The sequence below is a fragment of the Leptolyngbya sp. Heron Island J genome (genome assembly GCF_000482245.1).
In the GTDB taxonomy this organism is placed as follows: domain Bacteria; phylum Cyanobacteriota; class Cyanobacteriia; order Phormidesmidales; family Phormidesmidaceae; genus Leptothoe.
The window spans coordinates 14,000-32,746 of the sequence record NZ_AWNH01000026.1 but is presented as its reverse complement, the minus strand read 5'-3'; the positions used below and the strand labels follow the sequence as shown (position 1 = coordinate 32,746).

23 protein-coding genes are annotated in these 18,747 nt (G+C 48.2%); 10 read left to right on the top strand and 13 right to left on the bottom strand.

Translation table 11 applies throughout. From position 1 onward, the window contains the following. Nucleotides 1-522, top strand: a 522-nt coding sequence (locus N836_RS0137530; RefSeq protein ID WP_023071891.1) for an HARBI1 family protein, incomplete at its 5' end; no start/stop codon positions are given. 1,649 nt (nucleotides 523-2,171) lie between these two features. Here N836_RS0137530 and N836_RS77460 read toward each other — a convergent pair. Both N836_RS77460 and N836_RS48175 read right to left on the bottom strand, forming a co-directional pair. Then, entirely contained in the window at nucleotides 2,172-2,360 is a 189-nt protein-coding gene (locus N836_RS77460; RefSeq protein WP_235071064.1) for a hypothetical protein, read from the bottom strand. 111 nt (nucleotides 2,361-2,471) lie between these two features. Beyond that, on the bottom strand, nucleotides 2,472-2,717 hold the full coding sequence (locus N836_RS48175; protein ID WP_023071889.1) for a helix-turn-helix domain-containing protein: 246 nt from the start codon (nucleotides 2,715-2,717) through the stop codon (nucleotides 2,472-2,474). A gap of 148 nt (nucleotides 2,718-2,865) precedes the next feature. Here N836_RS48175 and N836_RS48170 point away from each other — a divergent pair, with 148 nt between their 5' ends. The 7 genes from N836_RS48170 (at nucleotide 2,866) to N836_RS73055 (ending at nucleotide 7,679) form a co-directional block, all read left to right on the top strand. Beyond that, a complete protein-coding gene (locus N836_RS48170; RefSeq protein WP_023071888.1) occupies nucleotides 2,866-3,330 on the top strand; it encodes an SWIM zinc finger family protein in 465 nt (154 codons plus the stop codon). Nucleotides 3,331-3,386: 56 nt separating this feature from the next. Next, on the top strand, nucleotides 3,387-3,665 hold the full coding sequence (locus tag N836_RS48165) for a hypothetical protein (protein ID WP_023071887.1): 279 nt from the start codon (nucleotides 3,387-3,389) through the stop codon (nucleotides 3,663-3,665). Nucleotides 3,666-3,726: 61 nt separating this feature from the next. After that, entirely contained in the window at nucleotides 3,727-4,584 is an 858-nt protein-coding gene (locus tag N836_RS48160) for an ATP-binding protein (RefSeq protein WP_023071886.1), read from the top strand. A gap of 272 nt (nucleotides 4,585-4,856) precedes the next feature. Next, complete coding sequence (locus tag N836_RS73065; protein WP_023071885.1) at nucleotides 4,857-5,423, top strand: KilA-N domain-containing protein; 567 nt, start codon at nucleotides 4,857-4,859, stop codon at nucleotides 5,421-5,423. Between the two features lie 53 nt (nucleotides 5,424-5,476). After that, on the top strand, nucleotides 5,477-6,301 hold the full coding sequence (locus N836_RS73060; RefSeq protein WP_023071884.1) for a KilA-N domain-containing protein: 825 nt from the start codon (nucleotides 5,477-5,479) through the stop codon (nucleotides 6,299-6,301). Nucleotides 6,302-6,446: 145 nt separating this feature from the next. Further along, nucleotides 6,447-6,722 carry a hypothetical protein gene (locus N836_RS48150; RefSeq protein WP_023071883.1) on the top strand — a complete coding sequence of 92 codons (276 nt, stop codon included), beginning with the start codon at nucleotides 6,447-6,449 and terminating at the stop codon, nucleotides 6,720-6,722. Nucleotides 6,723-6,842: 120 nt separating this feature from the next. After that, nucleotides 6,843-7,679 (top strand): sigma-70 family RNA polymerase sigma factor, encoded by an 837-nt coding sequence (locus tag N836_RS73055; protein ID WP_023071882.1) that lies wholly within the window; start codon nucleotides 6,843-6,845, stop codon nucleotides 7,677-7,679. 128 nt (nucleotides 7,680-7,807) lie between these two features. Here N836_RS73055 and N836_RS48140 read toward each other — a convergent pair whose 3' ends face one another. The 8 genes from N836_RS48140 to N836_RS48105 form a co-directional block, all read right to left on the bottom strand. After that, entirely contained in the window at nucleotides 7,808-10,759 is a 2,952-nt protein-coding gene (locus tag N836_RS48140) for a Tn3 family transposase (RefSeq protein ID WP_023071881.1), read from the bottom strand. Between the two features lie 247 nt (nucleotides 10,760-11,006). Beyond that, nucleotides 11,007-11,717, bottom strand: a complete 711-nt coding sequence (locus N836_RS48135) for an IS6 family transposase (protein ID WP_023071880.1) — start codon at nucleotides 11,715-11,717, stop codon at nucleotides 11,007-11,009. Between the two features lie 46 nt (nucleotides 11,718-11,763). Further along, nucleotides 11,764-12,204, bottom strand: a complete 441-nt coding sequence (locus N836_RS48130) for a hypothetical protein (RefSeq protein ID WP_023071879.1) — start codon at nucleotides 12,202-12,204, stop codon at nucleotides 11,764-11,766. A 263-nt stretch (nucleotides 12,205-12,467) separates the two neighbouring features. After that, nucleotides 12,468-13,130, bottom strand: a complete 663-nt coding sequence (locus tag N836_RS48125; RefSeq protein WP_023071878.1) for a hypothetical protein — start codon at nucleotides 13,128-13,130, stop codon at nucleotides 12,468-12,470. Then, on the bottom strand, nucleotides 13,123-13,659 hold the full coding sequence (locus N836_RS48120; RefSeq protein WP_023071877.1) for a hypothetical protein: 537 nt from the start codon (nucleotides 13,657-13,659) through the stop codon (nucleotides 13,123-13,125). The genes N836_RS48125 and N836_RS48120 overlap by 8 nt, the downstream gene beginning before the upstream one ends. Before the next feature lie 15 nt (nucleotides 13,660-13,674). After that, nucleotides 13,675-14,280, bottom strand: coding sequence for a plasmid pRiA4b ORF-3 family protein (locus tag N836_RS48115; RefSeq protein ID WP_023071876.1), 606 nt, complete (start codon nucleotides 14,278-14,280; stop codon nucleotides 13,675-13,677). 51 nt (nucleotides 14,281-14,331) lie between these two features. Next, complete coding sequence (locus tag N836_RS48110) at nucleotides 14,332-15,846, bottom strand: Uma2 family endonuclease (protein WP_031292189.1); 1,515 nt, start codon at nucleotides 15,844-15,846, stop codon at nucleotides 14,332-14,334. A 469-nt stretch (nucleotides 15,847-16,315) separates the two neighbouring features. After that, nucleotides 16,316-16,555: a hypothetical protein gene (locus tag N836_RS48105; protein ID WP_023071874.1), complete on the bottom strand. Its 240-nt coding sequence runs from the start codon at nucleotides 16,553-16,555 to the stop codon at nucleotides 16,316-16,318. A gap of 208 nt (nucleotides 16,556-16,763) precedes the next feature. Between N836_RS48105 and N836_RS48100 the strand changes: the two genes are divergently transcribed. Beyond that, nucleotides 16,764-17,060 (top strand): hypothetical protein, encoded by a 297-nt coding sequence (locus N836_RS48100; protein WP_023071873.1) that lies wholly within the window; start codon nucleotides 16,764-16,766, stop codon nucleotides 17,058-17,060. 63 nt (nucleotides 17,061-17,123) lie between these two features. On the opposite strand, the gene N836_RS48095 is transcribed toward N836_RS48100, so the two are convergent. The 3 genes from N836_RS48095 to N836_RS75220 all read right to left on the bottom strand — a co-directional run bounded on the left by N836_RS48095 (nucleotide 17,124) and on the right by N836_RS75220 (nucleotide 18,230). Continuing rightward, nucleotides 17,124-17,306, bottom strand: a complete 183-nt coding sequence (locus tag N836_RS48095) for a hypothetical protein (protein WP_023071872.1) — start codon at nucleotides 17,304-17,306, stop codon at nucleotides 17,124-17,126. Nucleotides 17,307-17,404: 98 nt separating this feature from the next. Next, on the bottom strand, nucleotides 17,405-17,791 hold the full coding sequence (locus N836_RS0137515; RefSeq protein ID WP_031292187.1) for a hypothetical protein: 387 nt from the start codon (nucleotides 17,789-17,791) through the stop codon (nucleotides 17,405-17,407). Further along, nucleotides 17,748-18,230, bottom strand: a complete 483-nt coding sequence (locus N836_RS75220) for a hypothetical protein (protein ID WP_023071870.1) — start codon at nucleotides 18,228-18,230, stop codon at nucleotides 17,748-17,750. Before N836_RS75220 ends, N836_RS0137515 begins: the two co-directional genes overlap by 44 nt. 202 nt (nucleotides 18,231-18,432) lie before the next feature. Here N836_RS75220 and N836_RS48090 point away from each other — a divergent pair, with 202 nt between their 5' ends. Continuing rightward, nucleotides 18,433-18,711: an HU family DNA-binding protein gene (locus N836_RS48090; RefSeq protein ID WP_023071869.1), complete on the top strand. Its 279-nt coding sequence runs from the start codon at nucleotides 18,433-18,435 to the stop codon at nucleotides 18,709-18,711. The last annotated feature ends 36 nt before the right edge of the window (nucleotides 18,712-18,747 follow it).

The following is an 18,747-nucleotide window of genomic DNA, read 5'->3' as shown; positions in this document are numbered from 1 at the left end:
GTGCTATCAAAGTGCCCCAGCCTAGAGTTCATGATTGATGGGACCGAACGTCGGATTAACCGTCCCAAGGACCCGGATAAACAGAAGGAATACTATAGCGGCAAGAAGAAAACTCATAGTGTCACAAATGTCATCATCAATGAGCGTAAAGGCAAGGTGGTTTACTTGAGTGGGACCTATGAAGGAAAGAAACAAGACAAGAAGATAGCCGATGAAGAAGACTACCAGTTTCCAAAAGGGAGCACGTTACTTCAAGACACGGGATTTCAAGGGTATCACCCCGAGGGAGTGACGATTGTGCAACCGAAGAAGAAGCCCCGGAATGGAGAATTAACGGAGGTCGAGAAAGTGATCAATCGAGGCATATCGAGTCTTCGGGTGGAAGTTGAACATCATATTGGGGGTATCAAACGGTGTCAGATTTTGGTGCAAAAATTCCGTAATCGGGTGGAGGGATTTGTGGATGATGTAATGGAAACAGCTTGCGGGCTTCACAACTTCCGTTTAGAGCTACGACGTTAGCACTAGCGGATAGGCAAAGAGAGCAGATCAGGACTGCAGATGGCAACTCTCACTATTTCCAATAATGTCTATTAGCTATTTTGTCCAAGCTTTGAGCGATGCTGAATAAACTACGGTTTATCTCGTGAAGTTCTTTAATTAGTGCTGAATTACTCTTGTCCATGTTTTCCTATCGGTGAGCGATGCTTTTTCTCGCATCATGCTAGCTTAGTCATGAATTTTGAGGCCGTTTCTACGTGAAAGGCCTGCGATCGCAACCCACCCACCACCTAAACTAGCCACACCGCACATCGCTACGCTGTGGACGGTCATTGTTCGCCTTGTGACTAAGAGTACAATTGCACCCTAGTGATAGGAAATTAGGGTGACTGCTTCATCGTAATTATGTTCTCATTATCGAGGTTTTAACCTTTTCATATTTTTTAATACCCCTCATAAAGTTACTACTCCTATGAGGGGTATCAAAGCTACCTAAGACCCTCCCTTACCACTTTTTACTTCAATTTCATGAGTTTTCTCAGATGAGGTTGACCGAATTGTTAATGATGAGTCCCCACGCCAGATAACAGCAAATCCAAGCAGGGTTATTGCCAAAATGACAGTGGGGATTATGATATTGATTGAGTGTTTCATGGTTTCGACTCCATTGATGCACAAACATAGGTCACCTCTTGCACAGGTGGCCTTTTGATTTTTCTATATAAAGAACTACTTAGGTAAAGTGATTTACTGAACAGTAATCTGTTCTTATGAGATTTCTAAAAGCCTTAATTTTATGTGGGTTTCAGAAAAATCCGAATCAGAAAATAGAAGCTCAGTTTCGTAGTTCTTTATCTCAGTCCACCTCCCTTCAACAACAATTATGTGAGCACTTAAAACAGATAAGAAAACACTAGTAGGAACCGCAATCTTGTTGCCATATCAATTGAGGTTGCTGCTAGTCACACAGAGTATGACACTCTGATTTGGATGGGTGCAATACCTCACAATACAGCCAATTTTTAATGGTTGATACGGAAACCTACCGAGTTAGGAAAGTTTGATAAGAAATAGGAAAAAAACTCTAAATTTTCGTCACTTTACCTATTAAAACCATGGGGATCGCCGCTTACATGTTCTGATTTAAGAGAGATTTGTTGTTTGTTGAAGATCACTTAAGCGACATGAAGAATTGTTGAGCATTACATGATGTTACATAGGAGATATTTTTTCATAATCCCAAAAGTCTTATTGGGGAAGGGGTTCAGTTGTAACTTCATGGCTGTCTTCACGCGTATCACCGGTTTTATATGCGGTGCTTAGCTCGCGATCTCAACCACCCAAAAACGCAGCCCGTGGAGTACCACCGGCTACTACCTCACCAGCCTTAACCCCTACTAAAAAAGCTGTTGTGCCCGTGTATTCACACCGGCACGTCTCAGTTTCGCTCGTCCCTCGCTAGTGGCCGCCCTGCGCCCCTCCTACGCCACCGCCAAATAGGCTACCGCACCGCGCCCATTGCTCAAGGGACGCTTCACTCTCCGCATCCGCTCCGCCCTTGACAACGGGTCCCCACGCTGGTGCGGTCCTTAGTGGCTGCGTGGCGCTCGGTGCTCGGGCGGGTCTCGGCTGTGGCCTCTTCCACGTCTAACAGCTACCAGGGCAGATAATTAATTACCAGCTGTCTCACTTCCATGGCTCTCCGGCCTGGGCACCCACCCTAGCAGCTCCACAGCAAACCCACCGACCAGCAACGCCGCATACTGCCCCCGGTCAGTAGCCACCGCTTTAGACTGCCAGCCTTGCTCTCTGAGCCATGTAGCCAGTCCATAGGGCAGCGGAGCAGGCACAGCGAGCACTAACTACGCCGCAGGCGACGCCGTGACGGTGTGGGCGTGCCCACGGACAGGCGTTGAGTATGTCAGGTTTGGGCTTGAGCTCTAGTTGTTGCATTTTCTCTTATCAGCGCATCATTCATCCTCAAAACTCACGCCAAACTCTACACCTAGCACCTGCTCGATTTTCTCTAGGGTTTCGATAGGCAAGGATTGTTGTTCAGCCTCGATCCGATACCAGTTCATCGTGGTCATGCCGACCAGCTTGCAAATACTGGTCAGCGACCGGTTGTCGGCCTCTCTAGCGGCTTTAATCCGTTGTCCTAGCTGGGGTGCATCTATGGTTAGGGTTTTGGTTACTTTCATCTGACTTGGATTCATGGCACCTCCTAAGTCATAACCTATAACGTGATATCATCATCATAACCTATAACGTTATAGGTTATGATAAGAGGGTAATTCAAGGCGGTTGTTCGAACCGGCAAGTACTAGCAATCGCCTTTTGGTAACCCCATAAAGAGGTTTTCTAATGGTAACCCCTTCTAATATTCTTTACTCTGCTGCGGCTTTGCGTCGCATGTGCAGGCTTATCTATCGTCGCGTGACTGAGCTACAGGTGCGTGAATGGTGGAGCGTTGTCTGGGTCTGGATACCTGGCTATCGGCCTACATTTGTTCCTAAGCGGGCGTTTAAGCGTCACTTTGTGCAGTGGCGGCGACAGATGGCGAAGGTTCTGCGTGTGGTTGTGTGGGCTAGTCATCCTCAGCGTTACACCGTGCATAACGATGCAAAGCATAGTTCCTATGTGGTGGAAGTGTTGCCAGCGGCTGTTACCTGTACCTGTGAAGACTATCAAAATCAGTTCAAGTTCTGGGGTAAGGGCTGTTGCAAGCATGGTTATGCGGTGCTCGGTCACCTTGGTTTTGATTCCTTAAATGACTACATCAACAGCGGTCAGCAATCGCGACCTGTGCCCGTTCCGTTAGCGGCTTAGGTCAGTTCTGCCCTGCTCTTGCGGGGCGTTTGTTAGTCATTTAAGGAATCAAAACCATGCGTGTATGTGAACCAGTAGAGCTGGCCTATTTGAGAGAACAGGAGAGCCGAGAGAAACAACAAGATCAACAGGCTGAAGAATGGGATGTTGATCAAAGTGAATTAGAGCAAATGCTGAGACGGTGGGGTAGTCGTCAAATTCTGAAAGCCCTGGCCGAGATTCATCAGCAGGTTGTGAATGATGGCTCAAAAGTAGAGTGGCGTATTCTCAGCCACGCTTACTTGATTGGTGGCTATGACAACCCCAACCCCTGCAGCTGCGACGACATGTTTTAACACCTGATGCACTGACGCGGGAGTAGTGCCCCGCATTCGCTACACCTCATCGAGAATAACCATGTTTCAAAAAGCGACGAAGATTCAATCCCGTCTCAGATTTGCGATTGCAGGTCCCAGCGGTTCTGGCAAAACCTACAGTGCCTTGAAAATTGGCCAACGCCTAGGCAGCTCCATTGCCCTAATCGACACTGAGCACGGCAGCGCTAGCAAGTACGCTGACCTGTTTGATTTTGATACGGCCCCCCTAACCAACCATCACCCCAGTCAGTACATAGAACTGATCAAGACCGCTGGCCGTAGTGACTACGACGTGATTATCATCGACAGCCTTAGCCATGCCTGGTTCTGGGAGCTGAATGAAACGGGACGTGCAGGCAATAGCTTTCAGGCTTGGGGTAGTGTGCGACCGCTGGAACGTGCCCTGATCGATGCCATGTTGTCGAGCCCGGCCCACATCATCGCAACGATGCGAACCAAGACGGAATGGGTGGTGGAAGAAACTACCAACCGCAAGGGTAAGACCGTGGCGACTCCGCGTAAGGTGGGTACAGCCCCAATCCAGGCTAGCGGTATTGAGTATGAATTCGACCTGGCCGGAGAGCTGGACTTAAACCATCTACTCACCATTTCCAAATCCCGTTGCCCAGCGCTGGCAAATACTGACCACCTCAACCCAGGGGAAGAGCTGGCGAATACGTTACTGACGTGGCTGTCAGACGGTGCTCCGATGCCGGAGTCTGCCGAGAGCAAGTGTCAGCGTATCAAGGAAGCGAGAACGTTGGTGGGTCTGGATACGGGGGCTGTGAAGACTATTATTCAGGCTGAGTTTGAGGGCTGTACGAGTCCGAGTCAATTGTCTACTCAGGACTGTGATCGCCTGGTAGCCATGATTGAGAGCTTAAGAGAAAGCGCTTAGATAATCTTCAATAGCTATACCATGGCCCTTTTTATGGGGGCTGTGCCTCAAAAAATACCCTTACCCTTCTTCTCTTTTCTCTCTCACAATCCCCTAGCTAGTGATTTGCGGCCCATGATTGGACAAGAGCTTATTCATGGAGCGTCCTCTACGAAAGGATTGCAAGCAGATAAGACCTGTGTAGTGGAATGAATAAGCTATCCTCCGCCAACGCCGCAAATCACGAAAAAACGTGAACGAAGTGAACAACAACTTTCAACAGAGTTTTTAGGATGTCCGACAAGAAGATTGTTCGAACTTTTAACCAATCCAATATTGAGCAGCTTGTGGCTGATGGCTACGTCAACCTTAATCAGATAGCTAACGCGGCGGGTAAACGAATTGATAATTGGTTGCGTTTACACTCCACGAAAGCGCTAATTGAGGAATTTGAGAATCAAATTACCTCCTTAGATCAGAGAAAGCGGCTAGAACCCTTGATTATATTGAAAGGCGGCCATCGAGGAGGCGGAACTTGGGCACATCCAGATATCGCGGTTCACTTTGCCCAGTGGTGTAACCGCCCGTCTAGAAAGAGGGATGGCAAAGTTGTTTATCTGGTCAAGGCTGGTAAGTACGCAAAAATCGGGAAAACGACGCGAGACTCCCTTGATGAAAGAATTTCAGCGCTTCAAATAGGCAACCCAAAAAAGCTAAAACTTTTGGCTGTTATTGATGGATATTCTGAAGTTGAAGAAGCATTGCACGCTAAATATAGCGAGTTCAAGGTTAGGGGAGAGTGGTTCTTGTTTCAGCGGTCGATGTTGTCAGACTTCGGAATTGATGAGTCAGCTCATTGAGCACAATTCACAGCATCGTCTATAGCGAATATTGTCTGATCGGGAGTTACAGGGTGGTTAATGACTTTAGCAACATAATCCATAGTTTTAATCAGGCCAAAATTGAGCAGCGTGAGGCTGACGGCTACGTCAACCTTAACCAGATAGCTCAGGCAACTGGTAAACGAATTGACGACTGGCTATGTTTGCAGTCAACGAAGGAGTTGCTGAATGAATTTGATAATCAGGTTGCTTCCCCTGCACTTATAACCATTACCAGTGGTATCAAAGGAAAGCGAGGCGGTGGCGGAACCTGGGCACATCCAGATATAGCCATCCAATTTGCTCAGTGGTGTAGCCCAGCATTTGCCCTTCAAGTAAGCCGCTGGGTGCGTGAGTGGATGACGACGGGGCGTAGTCCACTTGCTGATATAGACCGGGTTGGTTTGCGGGCGAATCTCAAGGATGACTCACGGCTGAGGATGACGGACCAGGTGAAGGTCCATCTAGAAGCTATCAAGCGTTATGACGACAAAAAGTACCGAGGGCGCTATTTTGCGCGGGTTCATGATGCGCTTAATGTGGCAGTGACTAGCGAAACGGCCAAGGAGATGAGGGCACGTCTATCGGTGCTGCTGAACCGTAGGGTTAGGGAAAATGAACTGATTCGAGACTATTTTCCATCCGAGGTTCTGAGTCGCTACATTGCTATGTGTGAGGTTTCTGCCAACCTAATGATTAGAGACGAAGTAGAGCCGCTCGATGCCGTCAATAGAGCGGCTGAAATGGTGCTGTATGTGGGCTATGTCCCTACGCCTATAGATTTTGTCGAACACATTAAGTTTGTCCGTCAGCGTCTGACCACTGGTCAAGGTGGCTTCGAGCTGCCAGAAGCGTAAAACGTGCCAATCTGGAAAAACTGTGCTGTTTGGCTGGAGCTTGTCTGTCCCTGCGCTGCAAAAAATGTGGCTAATCAAACAAATTGTAAAAAAAACTTGATTCAGCGTGATCGATTTTGCACCGTGTCGAGTAGTCTATAGGTACATGTCAATCGACCTACAAAAAGTGCTAAAAGAAATTTTGGAAAAGCGTTTAACAGCGCTTGATATGTCCAAATACGAGTTAGCTAAAAGGCTTGCTGTGGAACGTGGAAAGGCCAAACCTACCGACGTTTCTAAGCTTGTGAGCAAATGCTTCGAAGAACCAGATGCTAGACGCTATATGGATCTAGCTGCGTTGATTGAGTTAATGGGAGGGGAAATTGTAGTCCGTTGGCACTCGATTGAAGAAAATGTAGTATCTACACCCAAGGCCAGCTAACGGCTTCAGGCATCAAACGATACTCACGTACATACGTACATGCCCGGTTTTGTGGGTATAAAAAACCCCCGTAAGCTCGTAACTTCGGGGGTCATCTAAGTAAAATTTTGTGATTCGATTATGACACATAAATATCAAGGTGCGGTTAAGCCTCAATCGCAACCTAGGTCTGTACGTCATTACAGGCTGACAAATGATGAATGGCTGAAAGCCGTCAAAGAGCTGAAACCAAGGGAACGGGACGTTCTTTACTACCTTCGTACACTTGACCCTTGGGGAGATAAAGATTTAGTAGTTGGCGTTCGAGAAATCGCTACAGCCCTCGAATGCAGCCCTGGCACTGTCAGCAAAGCCCTGAAAGTTCTAGATCAGAAAAGTTGGATTGACCTGGAAATTATTGCAGCCAAGGTTAAGCTCAGAACGGATAAATCGAAACTTGATCCACTAGGGCCGTCCAATCTTAAGGACGTGTTTCCTCAGGGAAACAGTGTTGCGTCCAGGAAACAGTTGTTTCCTACAGAAAACGATCGTTTCCCTGAGGAAACAGTTGTTTCCTCAGGGAAACGATCAGAGGCTGGAACCCATGTCCAGGAAGGTTCTCAGATCGCTTTAAACTCTTTAAAACAATCTATACCTACTACACCCAGTGTGTGTGTCAGTGAAACTCAAAAAACCAGTGTTAAAAATTCTGAAGTAAGAACAGAAGTAGGCGATAACGGTTGGCTTACGTCTCAAGGTGAGAATGAAGGGCATCTCAATGAGGCAATAACTTCAGAACGAGACACTTACGCGCCGCCGATTTTGCTCGCCACAAAGAAAAAGTTTGAAATTAATCTAGGCGATCCACATCTACGCCGGGCGGTTGAGCGCTGGCCGGAGCGAGTGGAAGTTGCGATCGCATGCCTTGAAGGGGTAATTGAAGCGAAGCTGCAACGAAGTGCAATAAGCGAACGGTAGATCCCAGGATTGCAAAATTTAGGACCTTTTCCATAAGTTTGACTTATGTTTTAATGTGCCGCGTGCCCCCCTATTTTTAGAATGAGATCACCCCAACGATTTCAAATCGTTGGGGCACGCTAAGCTCCCTAGCTGGCCATGGCTTCAATCGGCACTCGTTCAGCCATGTCTAATCGAAAAACCCCATAGGGATTGACATGGGCATAGATAAGCGGTGTCAAAGCCCGTAGCTCATTTGGCCCCATTTTCTGCATCCAAACTGGGTCCGATAGGACTTGTTGAATGAGCAAGGTATTGATGTAGACCAGGCTAATTTGGAGTAGATGCAGACAAAGCATAGAGACCTCTTGCAACGCCACATGACCAGAGGTGAAATCACCACTCTTGCCATAGAAGATAAAGTCATTGGCACTATTCCAATTTTCCACCACATTCAAGCCTTCCTGAATCTCCTGACGCACCCGCTCATCATGCAGATAGCGACATAAGAAAATGGTTTTGATAGCTCTGCCTAATTCTGCTAATGCTTTATATACAGGGTGTTTAGCGTTACTTCGGGTAAAGCGAGAGAGAATGGCTTCAGGCTCAGCGGTGCCTTGTTTAAGGGCCGTGGCCAACTTGACCATAGCGTCATAGTTCTCGCGGATCAGCTTCCAACGAATAGGACGATTGAAAATCGCTTTGAGCTTCGGATATTGCTGAAGCTGGCCTTTGTCTGGCAAAAACAGTTTTTGCTTGTGAATGCCTCGAATGCGGGGCATTAGCTGAAACCCAAGTAAATGGCAGAATGCAAAACCGACTTCACTTTGACCATGGGTATCGACATACGTTTTATCCACAGACATTTGGGTGCAGTGCCTTAAGACCCCCTTAATCATTGAAGCGGCCTCCGAAGATGAACACCGCTTGAGCTGGGAATAAATACACACAGCTTTCTTCTCGATATGCCAGTAGATCATCACCCCGCGACGTTTATATCGAGCATGCCACTCGGTCATAAGATTCTGGTCCCAGGTGCCAAAGTGTTTGGAATCAGAGGCACATGACGTGGTCGCGTCTCCCCAGATATGAGGCAAGCGGACCCGAAAAATAGCATTAGCGACATCCGTAATGGCCTGTCGCAGGGCGGCTTTACTGAGAAACTTACGGCGGACGTAATGGAGGTCAAAGTACCCGACACCATGGTCACCATGGACAATGCGTTTAATCCCTAAATTGGTACCCAGGGCATAGAGGCACAACAGTAGTCGTTTACGTAGCTCAGCAGGGTCGAGGGTTTCACGACTCGCTGTGCTCTGAAAGTGCTCGGTGAACTGGAGCCGAAATTCAGTCTCTTTGAGGACATCCAGTAAAGGAAGCACCGACCAACGTCGTGAGATTTCGTCTTTGAGCGCTTTAAGATGCTCTGGCTCTGGCTGTTCTGACAAGGGTGTCAGCTGAATCCAACCACCACGCTTGTCTAAAATCTTTACTTTGGGATTATCCGGTAGTCCTTGATGCAGCTCTGTTAGGGCTTCTGTCATTTCCTGCTGAATTTGTTGGATAAAGTCATCGACCGCCAGGGGCTGATTGAGATCTTGATAGTATTCTCGTCGACGTGTCTCAAAGTCTTGAGGTAAATCGTCATCGGGATTGCAATACCGTTTAGCACCCACCACCCAAACTTCCTTACATCGAAGCTTTTCGCGTACCGTGCGTAAGACATTGAGTTCATAGACAGCCCGGTCAACCTCAGTCTCATCATCTGACCGCGTTGTCATCACGGACACCTGCCTCTCCGGACTGAGAACCCCATCTATCGGTACGTTAATATCAGCGGCAAAGGGCTCTTGAAGGGGTTTTTCGACATAGCGTTTAAGTAGGTCAATGGCCTCCATCAAGGGACTCAGATTGGCGTTATTTGAACAAAATTCGATGACTTCCAGTATCAACGGGAGTAGGCGGCGATAATAGTGAGTATAGGCAGAGCGAAGCTTTGCCTGAAAGCGTTCCTGAAAGGTGCCTCCGGCTCCGTCAAGCTGGTCTAGCACTCGTTCTAACTGCTCTTCATTAGCGACTGGATAGATCACCTCTCTAACCAATCCGTCGGGTTCAGATAAGGATGCCAGAGCAATCTGATACAAGAGCGTATCGTGGTTATTGGTTTTCTGTGCCTTAGCGACCACCTCTTGAGTCGCCCGCTTCTTACTACGACTTTCCAGACGATGGACCAGGTGTAGAAATAGTTCAACAATATTGTCGATAATCTCCTGTGTGCGCACCCAACAGAAGGCCGCAAGGAGGGTGTAGCGAATTGGGTTAGGATGTCGGCGTAGTTCAGTCAGTGTCTCTGTTTCAACCCGTAACCGATAGCGTTCCACAATACGCTCACATAGGTGACTGAACAAATCTGTTGGCACCTTGACTTGCTGAAGTGTTTTGAGTTTCGAGACTTCAGCTATCATGCTGTTCAGACTGATCCCACCGACATCCGCCTTGAGCGGGTTGAGGGCGATATCCGCTGGGGCCAGACTATAGGAATCAGATTGGGGACCGGTCAAGGCATCTAGAGCCTGACGACAGGGCTCGGGTAACCGAGTCATGATGGACTCACACAGTTGGATTTCAAATTGACGCTGGGCGGACTTGAGTAGTCGCTCAATTTGAGCGTAGGTCGGTGGCTCAATCTTACGGGCTCTTAATTCGGTATAGAGGGCTTGTTGCATCCGCCGCACATCGACTTCTTGGGGTAACACCTCATCGATAAGCCATTGACGCAGAACGTCGAAATCCTGTTTACTCATGCGATGAAACCCATAATGCTTGCGGATTTCAACGCGATGATATTTCAGGGCTCTGCCCTCCCAGTTATAGGTCTGGTAGAGGGTCTCAGCTAGTTCCAACTGTTCGGCGACAAACAGACGCACAACTTTCGGGATTTCATGCTGCTTCTCGGGGAAGTAACCCTTCAGTTGAAAGAATTTCAACAACAAGGCAAATCCCAATCGATTGGCTCCGCGCTTATTGTGAATCAACACTCTGTCATCGTCATCAATTGACCAATGCTCAATGAGTTCATCGTTTTCCCACTTGCGTTTCATGGTAGCCCCCTGGAATCACATCTCCAGTGAGCGTAAAACGAGGCTTGACTCTATAAGTCAAACTTATCATTAAGAGGCTACAGCGTATCTCACCTTCACAAAAATCAGTGCGTGAAACCCATTCATAACAGGCATCTCGAGCTTATTGCACTTCGTTGCAGCTTCGCTTCAATTACCCCAGATAGTAAGTTTGGTTGCGTTGCAAAAAGAACATAAAGAGAGAAGCTCCTTGCCGATCTAACTCTTATTAAGCAACCTCTCCGAAAATTTCGTTGATGAAAGCGATCTGTCCTATGATATCGCCTTTGTCTATCCCATCGATCTGTCCTTTTCGAATCATGTTTATGGCCTCATATCCTTTGAGCGTGCGTCTAGCCGTGTTGAATGAGCCAAATCCCAGGCCAGGTTTAATCCGTCGCTTGATAAATCGGTGGTCCTGCTCAATAGTATTGTTCAAATACTTTACCTGACGGGTTTCTGCTGTTTTCGGTAGAGCTTCGTCTTGCTTTAACTCCTCGATCGCAGGCGGATAGGCGGCATTCTTATCGACAGTGATTACCCTGGGTTCAATCGTATGGGATGCGTTGAGTACCTTCTTAAGAAAGCACTTGGCGGCTTTGGCATCGCGTTTAGCACTGAGCATGAAGTCGAGGGTATTCCCCTCAGAGTTGACGGCGCGATAGAGGTACTTCCAAACACCTTTGATTTTGATGTAGGTCTCATCCACCCGCCATGAATCATTGGTGGGTGGATGAGACGGGTTCAAGCGCTTATCCATCTCTGGACTGTACGCTTGAACCCAACGAAAGATAGTGGTGTGATCGACGTTAAGGCCACGCTCAAACATCATTTCCTCCAAATCTCGATAACTCAAGCTATAGCGCAGATACCATCGGACATTCAGTAGGATGATCTCAGGTTTGAAATGATGCCACTTGAACGGTTCTGATGAAGCCATGGGATATGAGCAGATACGATCGATGAGGCCTCAGATTACCCGGCGATCACAAAAGGTATTGCTTTTTGCAACACAGCCGAAAATAGACTTTTTCGGCATCTCGATTATCTATTTTTTGGGCTAATCCTATCCCTATTCCAGAAAAAATTATGGCGTTGTTGTAAGTACCTTCCCCGCGATGGTAATTACTCAAACGCCAATAAACATCATCCAACTGATACAAAATAATTTCATCAACTAGCCCCTCATCACCAGACTGCTGCGCCAATGCTAGCGCCCGCTGCGAAATCTCCAGCGCCTGCTCATAATCTTCTTGTTCTACCGCCTGCCGACTCTGCGCCAAATACTGCCGTACCTGCTCTCCCACATCAACCACCGTCTCAGCATCACCTGCCAAGTTCACCGACTGCCCCACCAACGGCAGCGGCACTGCCACCAACGCCAAAGACAGCATCAACACCTTCAGCCCAACCAACCGAGAACCCATAGCACCCCAACCCGATCAAGACCAACCCACATCTATCAAAAGTACGTCACCTAAGACATGCTCGACTAACATTTCACGCATCAACCGCTAGTAACCCTACGACCGACTAAGGCGATGATACGCAAAGGTCCCCCAAATGCCATTAATAGTTGCACCATGACTTAAACTTCTCCTCAAGCAAATTTGGGCATTGCCATAGCGATCTACTTCTCAGCAGCCAGACTTATTCAATACGGACCAACCAAAGCAATAAATTCAGAAAATTAGCCTTGGTCATGAACGATCCAAACATCTTCTGTGGCGTAAAACTCTCCCCGCTGCTCCAACTGAAAGCCCCCCAGCAAAGCGGCAACCCAAACTTCTATCAAGGGCATCTGGAGTTGCTGCTGTAGATCTATCAATCGCTGGGGCACTGATTTCTGCACGAGTGAGATCGCAGCCACCCAAGCCGACACATCCTCAGTATGGGACACTGCTAACGCCTCTGCCTTAGCCTCTTCTAAAGTCAGCTCCTCCACCAGCGCCAGAACTGCGGCTTTATCCACCTCTCCCACAACAGAGTCATCATCGGCAACATCATCTTGCTCTCTAGCAGAGCAATTCCCTGACCGCTGTACCAATCCTGAAAAATTGATCTCCTGAGTCTGTCGCGTTAATCCCCGTAGCCAGTCTCCGTCCATCACTGGCCCATCACTATTATTCGCATCCTGCCAGTCCTCCCACAGCACCTCAGACTTCGCCTCACAGATCTCTGCCAGCTGCGCTAATACTTCCCCACCCATCCGCAGCTGCTCCCGCCAGGGCAGCTCTGCCATCACTACTTCAAACTGCTGCCATAGCTTTAGAATATTTGCCTCTTCAGGCATCTCCGCCGCATCCTCAAAGGCATCTCCCAGATCTAGCTCTAACTGACGTACATCAATCATCCGCTGCCCCAAACTTCTCTTTCAAGGGACAATCCTTGAGGGGACACTCGATGGGCTCTAGGCGAATCTCATTGGAAAAGTGGGTAATGCCAAAGCGTTCTTTCAAATAGGGCATCACTTTCTGTTCCATGTAGCGCTCTAGCTGACGCTTGCGGTATCCGGCACAGTGGATAGGTTTAACTTCTAGTACCTTTTGGCCATTTTGGATAACCGTGGCTGCGATCGCATGTACCGGAGCATCCTTCCGCTTCTCCCGCCAAATGTATAGGTTCGCATAGGGAATTGACGTCTCAGTCACTGCCAGCGATACCGTTTCGACACGACTATCCGCCCGTTGCTGAGCTACCTGCTGCCGATAGTTCGTCCGCCGTTTTTCATTCTGCTCACGCCGATTGCGGTAGTGGGATCGCTTTCTATGACATCGCCTCTCGTTCCAGCAGCCATCGCCCTGCGGCCCGTGTAACTGTCGCGCCTTTTCAGCACTCAACTGAGCGCAAGCGATACATTTTGGATCGGCACGCCTTGGCATAGAAACACCAACCCCTTACAGTTCAATACTCAAACGCTTCCAGTCAGGAATACGCTTCAGCTCACGATTCAACTCATCCAGGTCAACATCTTCCGGATCAAACGCCCCACCGACCCACTCCAACATTTCTTCATGTTCAGAATTTTGCGGGTCCTGAATCACTTCCAGGAATTCTTGATACCCCCAAGTCCCCCCGCAATCTTCAGGTGGACAAGCCCGCTTGGCCTTAATACAGACAGGATAGTCAACATCAGGGGCAGCCTTCAGCACCTTTTCAACTAAAATCTCGTGTTCCCACGAATCGCCAAAATCATAGAGGTAGAAAAACTTAAACTTCTCACCGGGAATCAGCTTCCCCAGCCTGACTTTGCTTTCGCCCTTCAATCCCAGCTCGTCAAAGCCCAACTCTGGCATCGGAACGCCGTATTCAGTACCCTGAATCGTGAAAGAATGCAAATGAGAATTCGTCCACCCCATTGATATTTGAGCGACATAGTGTAAATGCTCTAACTGTTCGCTGGCACGTACCTGGACGCGTCGCCAGATGGGCGGACGAATATCTCGGAGGGTAATCTTGAGCTGATAAATGGTCGAAGAGTAAGGGGGCTTCCGGACGGTCATAAATAATCTCTAACCTCGTATTATTGTGATACGCGCAAGCTGGGAACCTGCTCAATCATTAGGCTCTATCCATCGAAACGTCATCCTCTCCTGAGGACGAGGGCCGTACCCATGCCAATCCCCCTCTAGGACCTGCATCTGCCCAGAAATTTCCTGCCACTCTCCGGGCAAAGCCCGGACCGCTTCGGTCAACTCAAACGGCAGCTCCTGGGGTAGCGTCTGCCAGAACTGCCACAGATTAAAATCCTCCGGTACATCCCAGATCACTAAATGAATCTGCGACCACCGATTGAGCGGCCTATCCTCAACCAGCGCACCGATAACACCAACACCACCGACACCATGCTCGGCCTCAAGCCCCACAGCCACCTCTCTAGCCTGCTGCCACCAGATTTCGCGACGCTGAGAGTCTGCCTGCTGGTATCGGGCTACCTGCCGTAGCGATCGCACCCACTCATAGCCTGCCGCCAGCTTCACCGTCTCAACCAGCCCCAGGCTCATCAGCGCCATTGCGATCGCATTTCGCGTCCCCGTTTCCCCACCCAGTAGCGGAAACGGTGGACCCTCCAGCTTTGTCTCCGGACACCACGACACAAATTGCTCAACGCTAATAGACTGAGGCATCAGGTCAACCACTGGGCGAAATGGCACCGTGCCGTAGCCCAGCTCCATTCCCGGCATCCGCTCTATCGTCCACGGCCTTGGCTGTTCTTTGGCCGTCATCGCCGGCAGTTTCTGAGTGTAGGGCGAGACATCTTGCTCGTACCCCAGCCAAAAAATCTCTGGACTAAAGCTCAGGGATTCCACACCTCTGTAGCAACCGTCAGAGTCCAGCTGACCAGACTGATACCCCTCGGGGGTCCACTGCCAAAACTGAAACCGTTCCTCAACCGGGTCAACCGTCCAGTAGTGGGCTACCTGAGCCTGTCCATACATCACTCGGCGCACTTGCTCATCCACCTCACGCTGCTCAGGTAACACAATCTCTATGACCAGATGAGCTGGAGTCTCAACATAGTAATCATGGAAAATATCCTGCGCCAGCTGCTGGACAGTTAGCATCAGCAGGTCAGGCGTTAGCATATCTGGCCCCAGCTGCATGCCGTAGTTTGGTCCCGAGCACTTACCCAATTTGGCACGGCCAACCGCAGACATGAGCACAGCCTGTAGATGGTCACGTACCCACCGATGCTGACCTATATACCTAGACCCGAGCGGCTGGTTTGGAGAATTACGATAATCCTCAGACAGCGGTAACGAGTCCGCCCAGACCAGCCAGTCTGTTTCACTCTGGCAATTTAGATCATATGTCTGTCGCAGCGCCTCCCACCACTGGTCAAGGGGAGCAAATGAGATCGCCGCATCCAACCCCCAGCCTAATAGCGCCTCCTTTAGCAGCCATCGAGTGCCCTCTAGCGACCCTCCAACTAAAAACTGCCCATTGACTAGTTCAAAGCGAGTCTCAGGCCACTGACAAAACTGAAGATCGATCTCCTGCGACGCGCAATGATACTGTAGCTGCTGCTTTGGTGACGGCTTATTAGACTTGTTAAAGGAAGACATCATTTAGATTGTTGCAGAATATTCCGTACTAGGTCGCAGTGGGTCATCCGTAACTATCTACTGCTCTTTTTCAAGGGCAATCTTAACCGCACTATGAAATCGATCTTTGGCTGTCATCGCCTACTTGATTGGAATTACCCACCATCATAAATCGAGTAATCGCCAGAACGCTTCAGTTTCAAGGGCTATGATAGCTCATATTTAGCGTAATATTTTTAGTCGTAGTTTTAGTGTAAGTCAAATAAGAGAAATTATCTGACATAGACTTCCCGCACGCTGGACCTTGATCGAGGAATAGGGTGCTTCAGAGTATGGAGTTGTTCAAATAACCAGAGTAATCGCTGCTGACTAGGGCTATTTTGTCTGTTTCTTGGTACACTTCTGCGGCTTGCTAAAAATTAAAGGCTATAACATAGGCTATACAAGCGATGTAGCCTTATGGCCCATTTTCGATAGCGTCGGGGGCGCAGGATCAAACATTACGACTAAGGTCATTTAGACGCTCGGTATTTTCAATCACTTGAGGTGCTAGACGCTCTGTCATTTGAAGCAAGCGTGCAATGGTCGTTTCGTTTTGGGCCTGACGCTCAATCAAATTAGAAATTGCGGTTTCGTTCTGGGTTTGACGTTCGATTAGAGTTGAGATCGCAGTCGTGTTCGCCTCTTGCTGCTCAGCAATACGTTCTAACGTCGCTTGTAGTTCTTCACTCATACAAATTGGCTTTCAACGACATAGACTGCTGATCAAGTATATAACCAGCTCTTAGGTTTCTTCCCCTTTTGCAAAAGACCACCATACGGCATCATCACAGCAATAGGGAAATTGTAGATACAACTACTGCCATGATGGGCATAACCCACCTGTGCTTAACCTTAAACAATATAGTGGTCGGAAGTCATAGAGTCTGAAAAGTGGCGATATGGAAACAACAAAGGTCACAATCAGTTTAAATATTCAGGCGAACAGTAAGTTCATTGCTCGTAATGAGAAAGTTGTTAGGGAGATGGTGGAACTCATTTATTTTTCTAAACTGGGACTTAGAAAAGAGGATATTGGCGGTTGGATCTATCAACTCACATTCAAGCATACCGATGAAGACGATCTGAAACGCCAATTTAGTGAACTCCTGGATAACATCTGGTCCACTGCCGATGGCTATTACTGCTTTGTTGAAAGCGACGTCGATGAAGGTCCAGACTATCTACTGTTCTGCTAGTAATTAGCTTGGTGAATTAACTTCTTTTCAAGAGGATCAGATTTCAGACTTATACATCACTACTCAGGTCACTGAGAAGTCGGTATTTTCAATTACTTGCGGTGCTAGACGCTCCATTATTTGAAGTAGCCGTGTAATAGTTGCTTCGTTCTGGGTTTGACGCTCAATTAGGATCGAAATCGCATTCCTATTTGCTTCCTGCTGTTCAGCGATACGTTCTAACGTCGTTTGCAGCTTTTCGCTCATGCCAGCTGATCTCCACAATCTACCACTCGTAAAAAGCCCCGGCAGTTGCCAGGGCTAGGCATCAAGTTAGTAATTCGGACGGAACTATCTCTAATAGATTACCAAGGGAACCACTTACGGGTTTGTTTGGCTTGCTGACGTGTAACGCCTACAATGCAGTCGTTTACTTCCTCTTGGGTCTCACCTCCAATGGTACCGATCAGGCGTTCAAGCTCGTTTGCTGTTATCGACTCGTTAACCATGTAGGCTTCCTGAGCTGGTTGGGGTAACGTGTCACGTCGGCCTGGTTTACCGCCGGTCCCCCTGTAGAGTTCTTCAACGTTGCAGCCGAATAGTTCGTCTGTTTCGGCCGCGATCGCATCTGGATACACGTCACCAGCTCCGCCATTATCCTTAATGGATTTGGTGAAACGCTTAAAGACAATTGCTCCAGTTACCCGCTCACGCGGCGGTATTAGTTCCTGCGAGTTGCCGGATAGATCCAACTGAGAGGCTGAGCCCTCGATGTTGTCCTTCTCTTCCCGCCAAAAGTTCAAAAAAGCCATTGCGACTTGTTTCCTGTTGTTCGTCAGCAGTGAAATCGGTCGATGTGAAAATCTGTTCTAGCCCTGTTTTAATAAGTTCCAGACCGTCTGAATATTGCAGGAACTCATCTAAAATCTCGTAGCGGAACTCATAATCCCAACGGTCTGGAGTGAAATTAAAGTTCTCGGTAATTAACATCCAGGCGTCTAAACAGTTCCGATGTAGATAGATTGCTTGGAGACGTGCCAACGCCTTTACCCAGGTCTTCTTATATCGACGATCACCAAAACTTTTAATTTCGGCTACGTAGCTCTGCGACACTGCAACAAGCTCGCCTCGGAAGCTATTTAGCTTGCTCCAGATCTTCCAAACTCGTTGTTTCAGCGCCTGCATTTTCATCGGTTATACCGTTATGACAGCCGTAGATACATTTGAACTATGGCAATGATAGCGCTACTAATCAATGATGTCTACTAGATATTAAGCAACCCATTAAAACCTATCTACATGTTACCGAACCGGACTTTCTTCAGAAAATAAGTGCTTGTGTCTCACTTAGAGCTGTGATAAAACAAGAGCCTGTTTTTTAAGCTGGTTTGCTATGAACAAAGGTGAATTGATTGACGCGGTCGCAACCTCTACTGACCTTTCTAAAAATGTCATCGACAATATCGTGTCAGCCACCATTGAGACTGTCATGGATACCGTTGCAGATGGCGAAAAAGTAACGTTGATCGGCTTTGGTAGTTTCGAGCCACGGGACCGCAAAGCACGGGATGGGCGTAATCCGAAAACGGGTGAAGTGATCAAGATTCCGGCAACGACGATTCCTGCTTTTTCTGCAGGTAAGGGCTTTAAGGATCGGGTGAAAAACTCATAGTTTGGTTAAGGCTTAACGATTCATTACTTTGGGTGC

Excerpts from the sequence above, each read along its gene's own strand:
- N836_RS48175 (WP_023071889.1), bottom strand. The coding sequence starts at position 2,717 with ATGAATCCAAGTCAGATGAAAGTAACCAAAACCCTAACCATAGATGCA.
- N836_RS48170 (WP_023071888.1), top strand. The coding sequence starts at position 2,866 with ATGGTAACCCCTTCTAATATTCTTTACTCTGCTGCGGCTTTGCGTCGC.
- N836_RS48165 (WP_023071887.1), top strand. The coding sequence starts at position 3,387 with ATGCGTGTATGTGAACCAGTAGAGCTGGCCTATTTGAGAGAACAGGAG.
- N836_RS48160 (WP_023071886.1), top strand. The coding sequence starts at position 3,727 with ATGTTTCAAAAAGCGACGAAGATTCAATCCCGTCTCAGATTTGCGATT.
- N836_RS73065 (WP_023071885.1), top strand. The coding sequence starts at position 4,857 with ATGTCCGACAAGAAGATTGTTCGAACTTTTAACCAATCCAATATTGAG.
- N836_RS48150 (WP_023071883.1), top strand. The coding sequence starts at position 6,447 with ATGTCAATCGACCTACAAAAAGTGCTAAAAGAAATTTTGGAAAAGCGT.
- N836_RS73055 (WP_023071882.1), top strand. The coding sequence starts at position 6,843 with ATGACACATAAATATCAAGGTGCGGTTAAGCCTCAATCGCAACCTAGG.
- N836_RS48140 (WP_023071881.1), bottom strand. The coding sequence starts at position 10,759 with ATGAAACGCAAGTGGGAAAACGATGAACTCATTGAGCATTGGTCAATT.
- N836_RS48135 (WP_023071880.1), bottom strand. The coding sequence starts at position 11,717 with ATGGCTTCATCAGAACCGTTCAAGTGGCATCATTTCAAACCTGAGATC.
- N836_RS48130 (WP_023071879.1), bottom strand. The coding sequence starts at position 12,204 with ATGGGTTCTCGGTTGGTTGGGCTGAAGGTGTTGATGCTGTCTTTGGCG.
- N836_RS48125 (WP_023071878.1), bottom strand. The coding sequence starts at position 13,130 with ATGATTGATGTACGTCAGTTAGAGCTAGATCTGGGAGATGCCTTTGAG.
- N836_RS48120 (WP_023071877.1), bottom strand. The coding sequence starts at position 13,659 with ATGCCAAGGCGTGCCGATCCAAAATGTATCGCTTGCGCTCAGTTGAGT.
- N836_RS48115 (WP_023071876.1), bottom strand. The coding sequence starts at position 14,280 with ATGACCGTCCGGAAGCCCCCTTACTCTTCGACCATTTATCAGCTCAAG.
- N836_RS48110 (WP_031292189.1), bottom strand. The coding sequence starts at position 15,846 with ATGATGTCTTCCTTTAACAAGTCTAATAAGCCGTCACCAAAGCAGCAG.
- N836_RS48105 (WP_023071874.1), bottom strand. The coding sequence starts at position 16,555 with ATGAGTGAAGAACTACAAGCGACGTTAGAACGTATTGCTGAGCAGCAA.
- N836_RS48100 (WP_023071873.1), top strand. The coding sequence starts at position 16,764 with ATGGAAACAACAAAGGTCACAATCAGTTTAAATATTCAGGCGAACAGT.
- N836_RS48095 (WP_023071872.1), bottom strand. The coding sequence starts at position 17,306 with ATGAGCGAAAAGCTGCAAACGACGTTAGAACGTATCGCTGAACAGCAG.
- N836_RS75220 (WP_023071870.1), bottom strand. The coding sequence starts at position 18,230 with ATGAAAATGCAGGCGCTGAAACAACGAGTTTGGAAGATCTGGAGCAAG.
- N836_RS48090 (WP_023071869.1), top strand. The coding sequence starts at position 18,433 with ATGAACAAAGGTGAATTGATTGACGCGGTCGCAACCTCTACTGACCTT.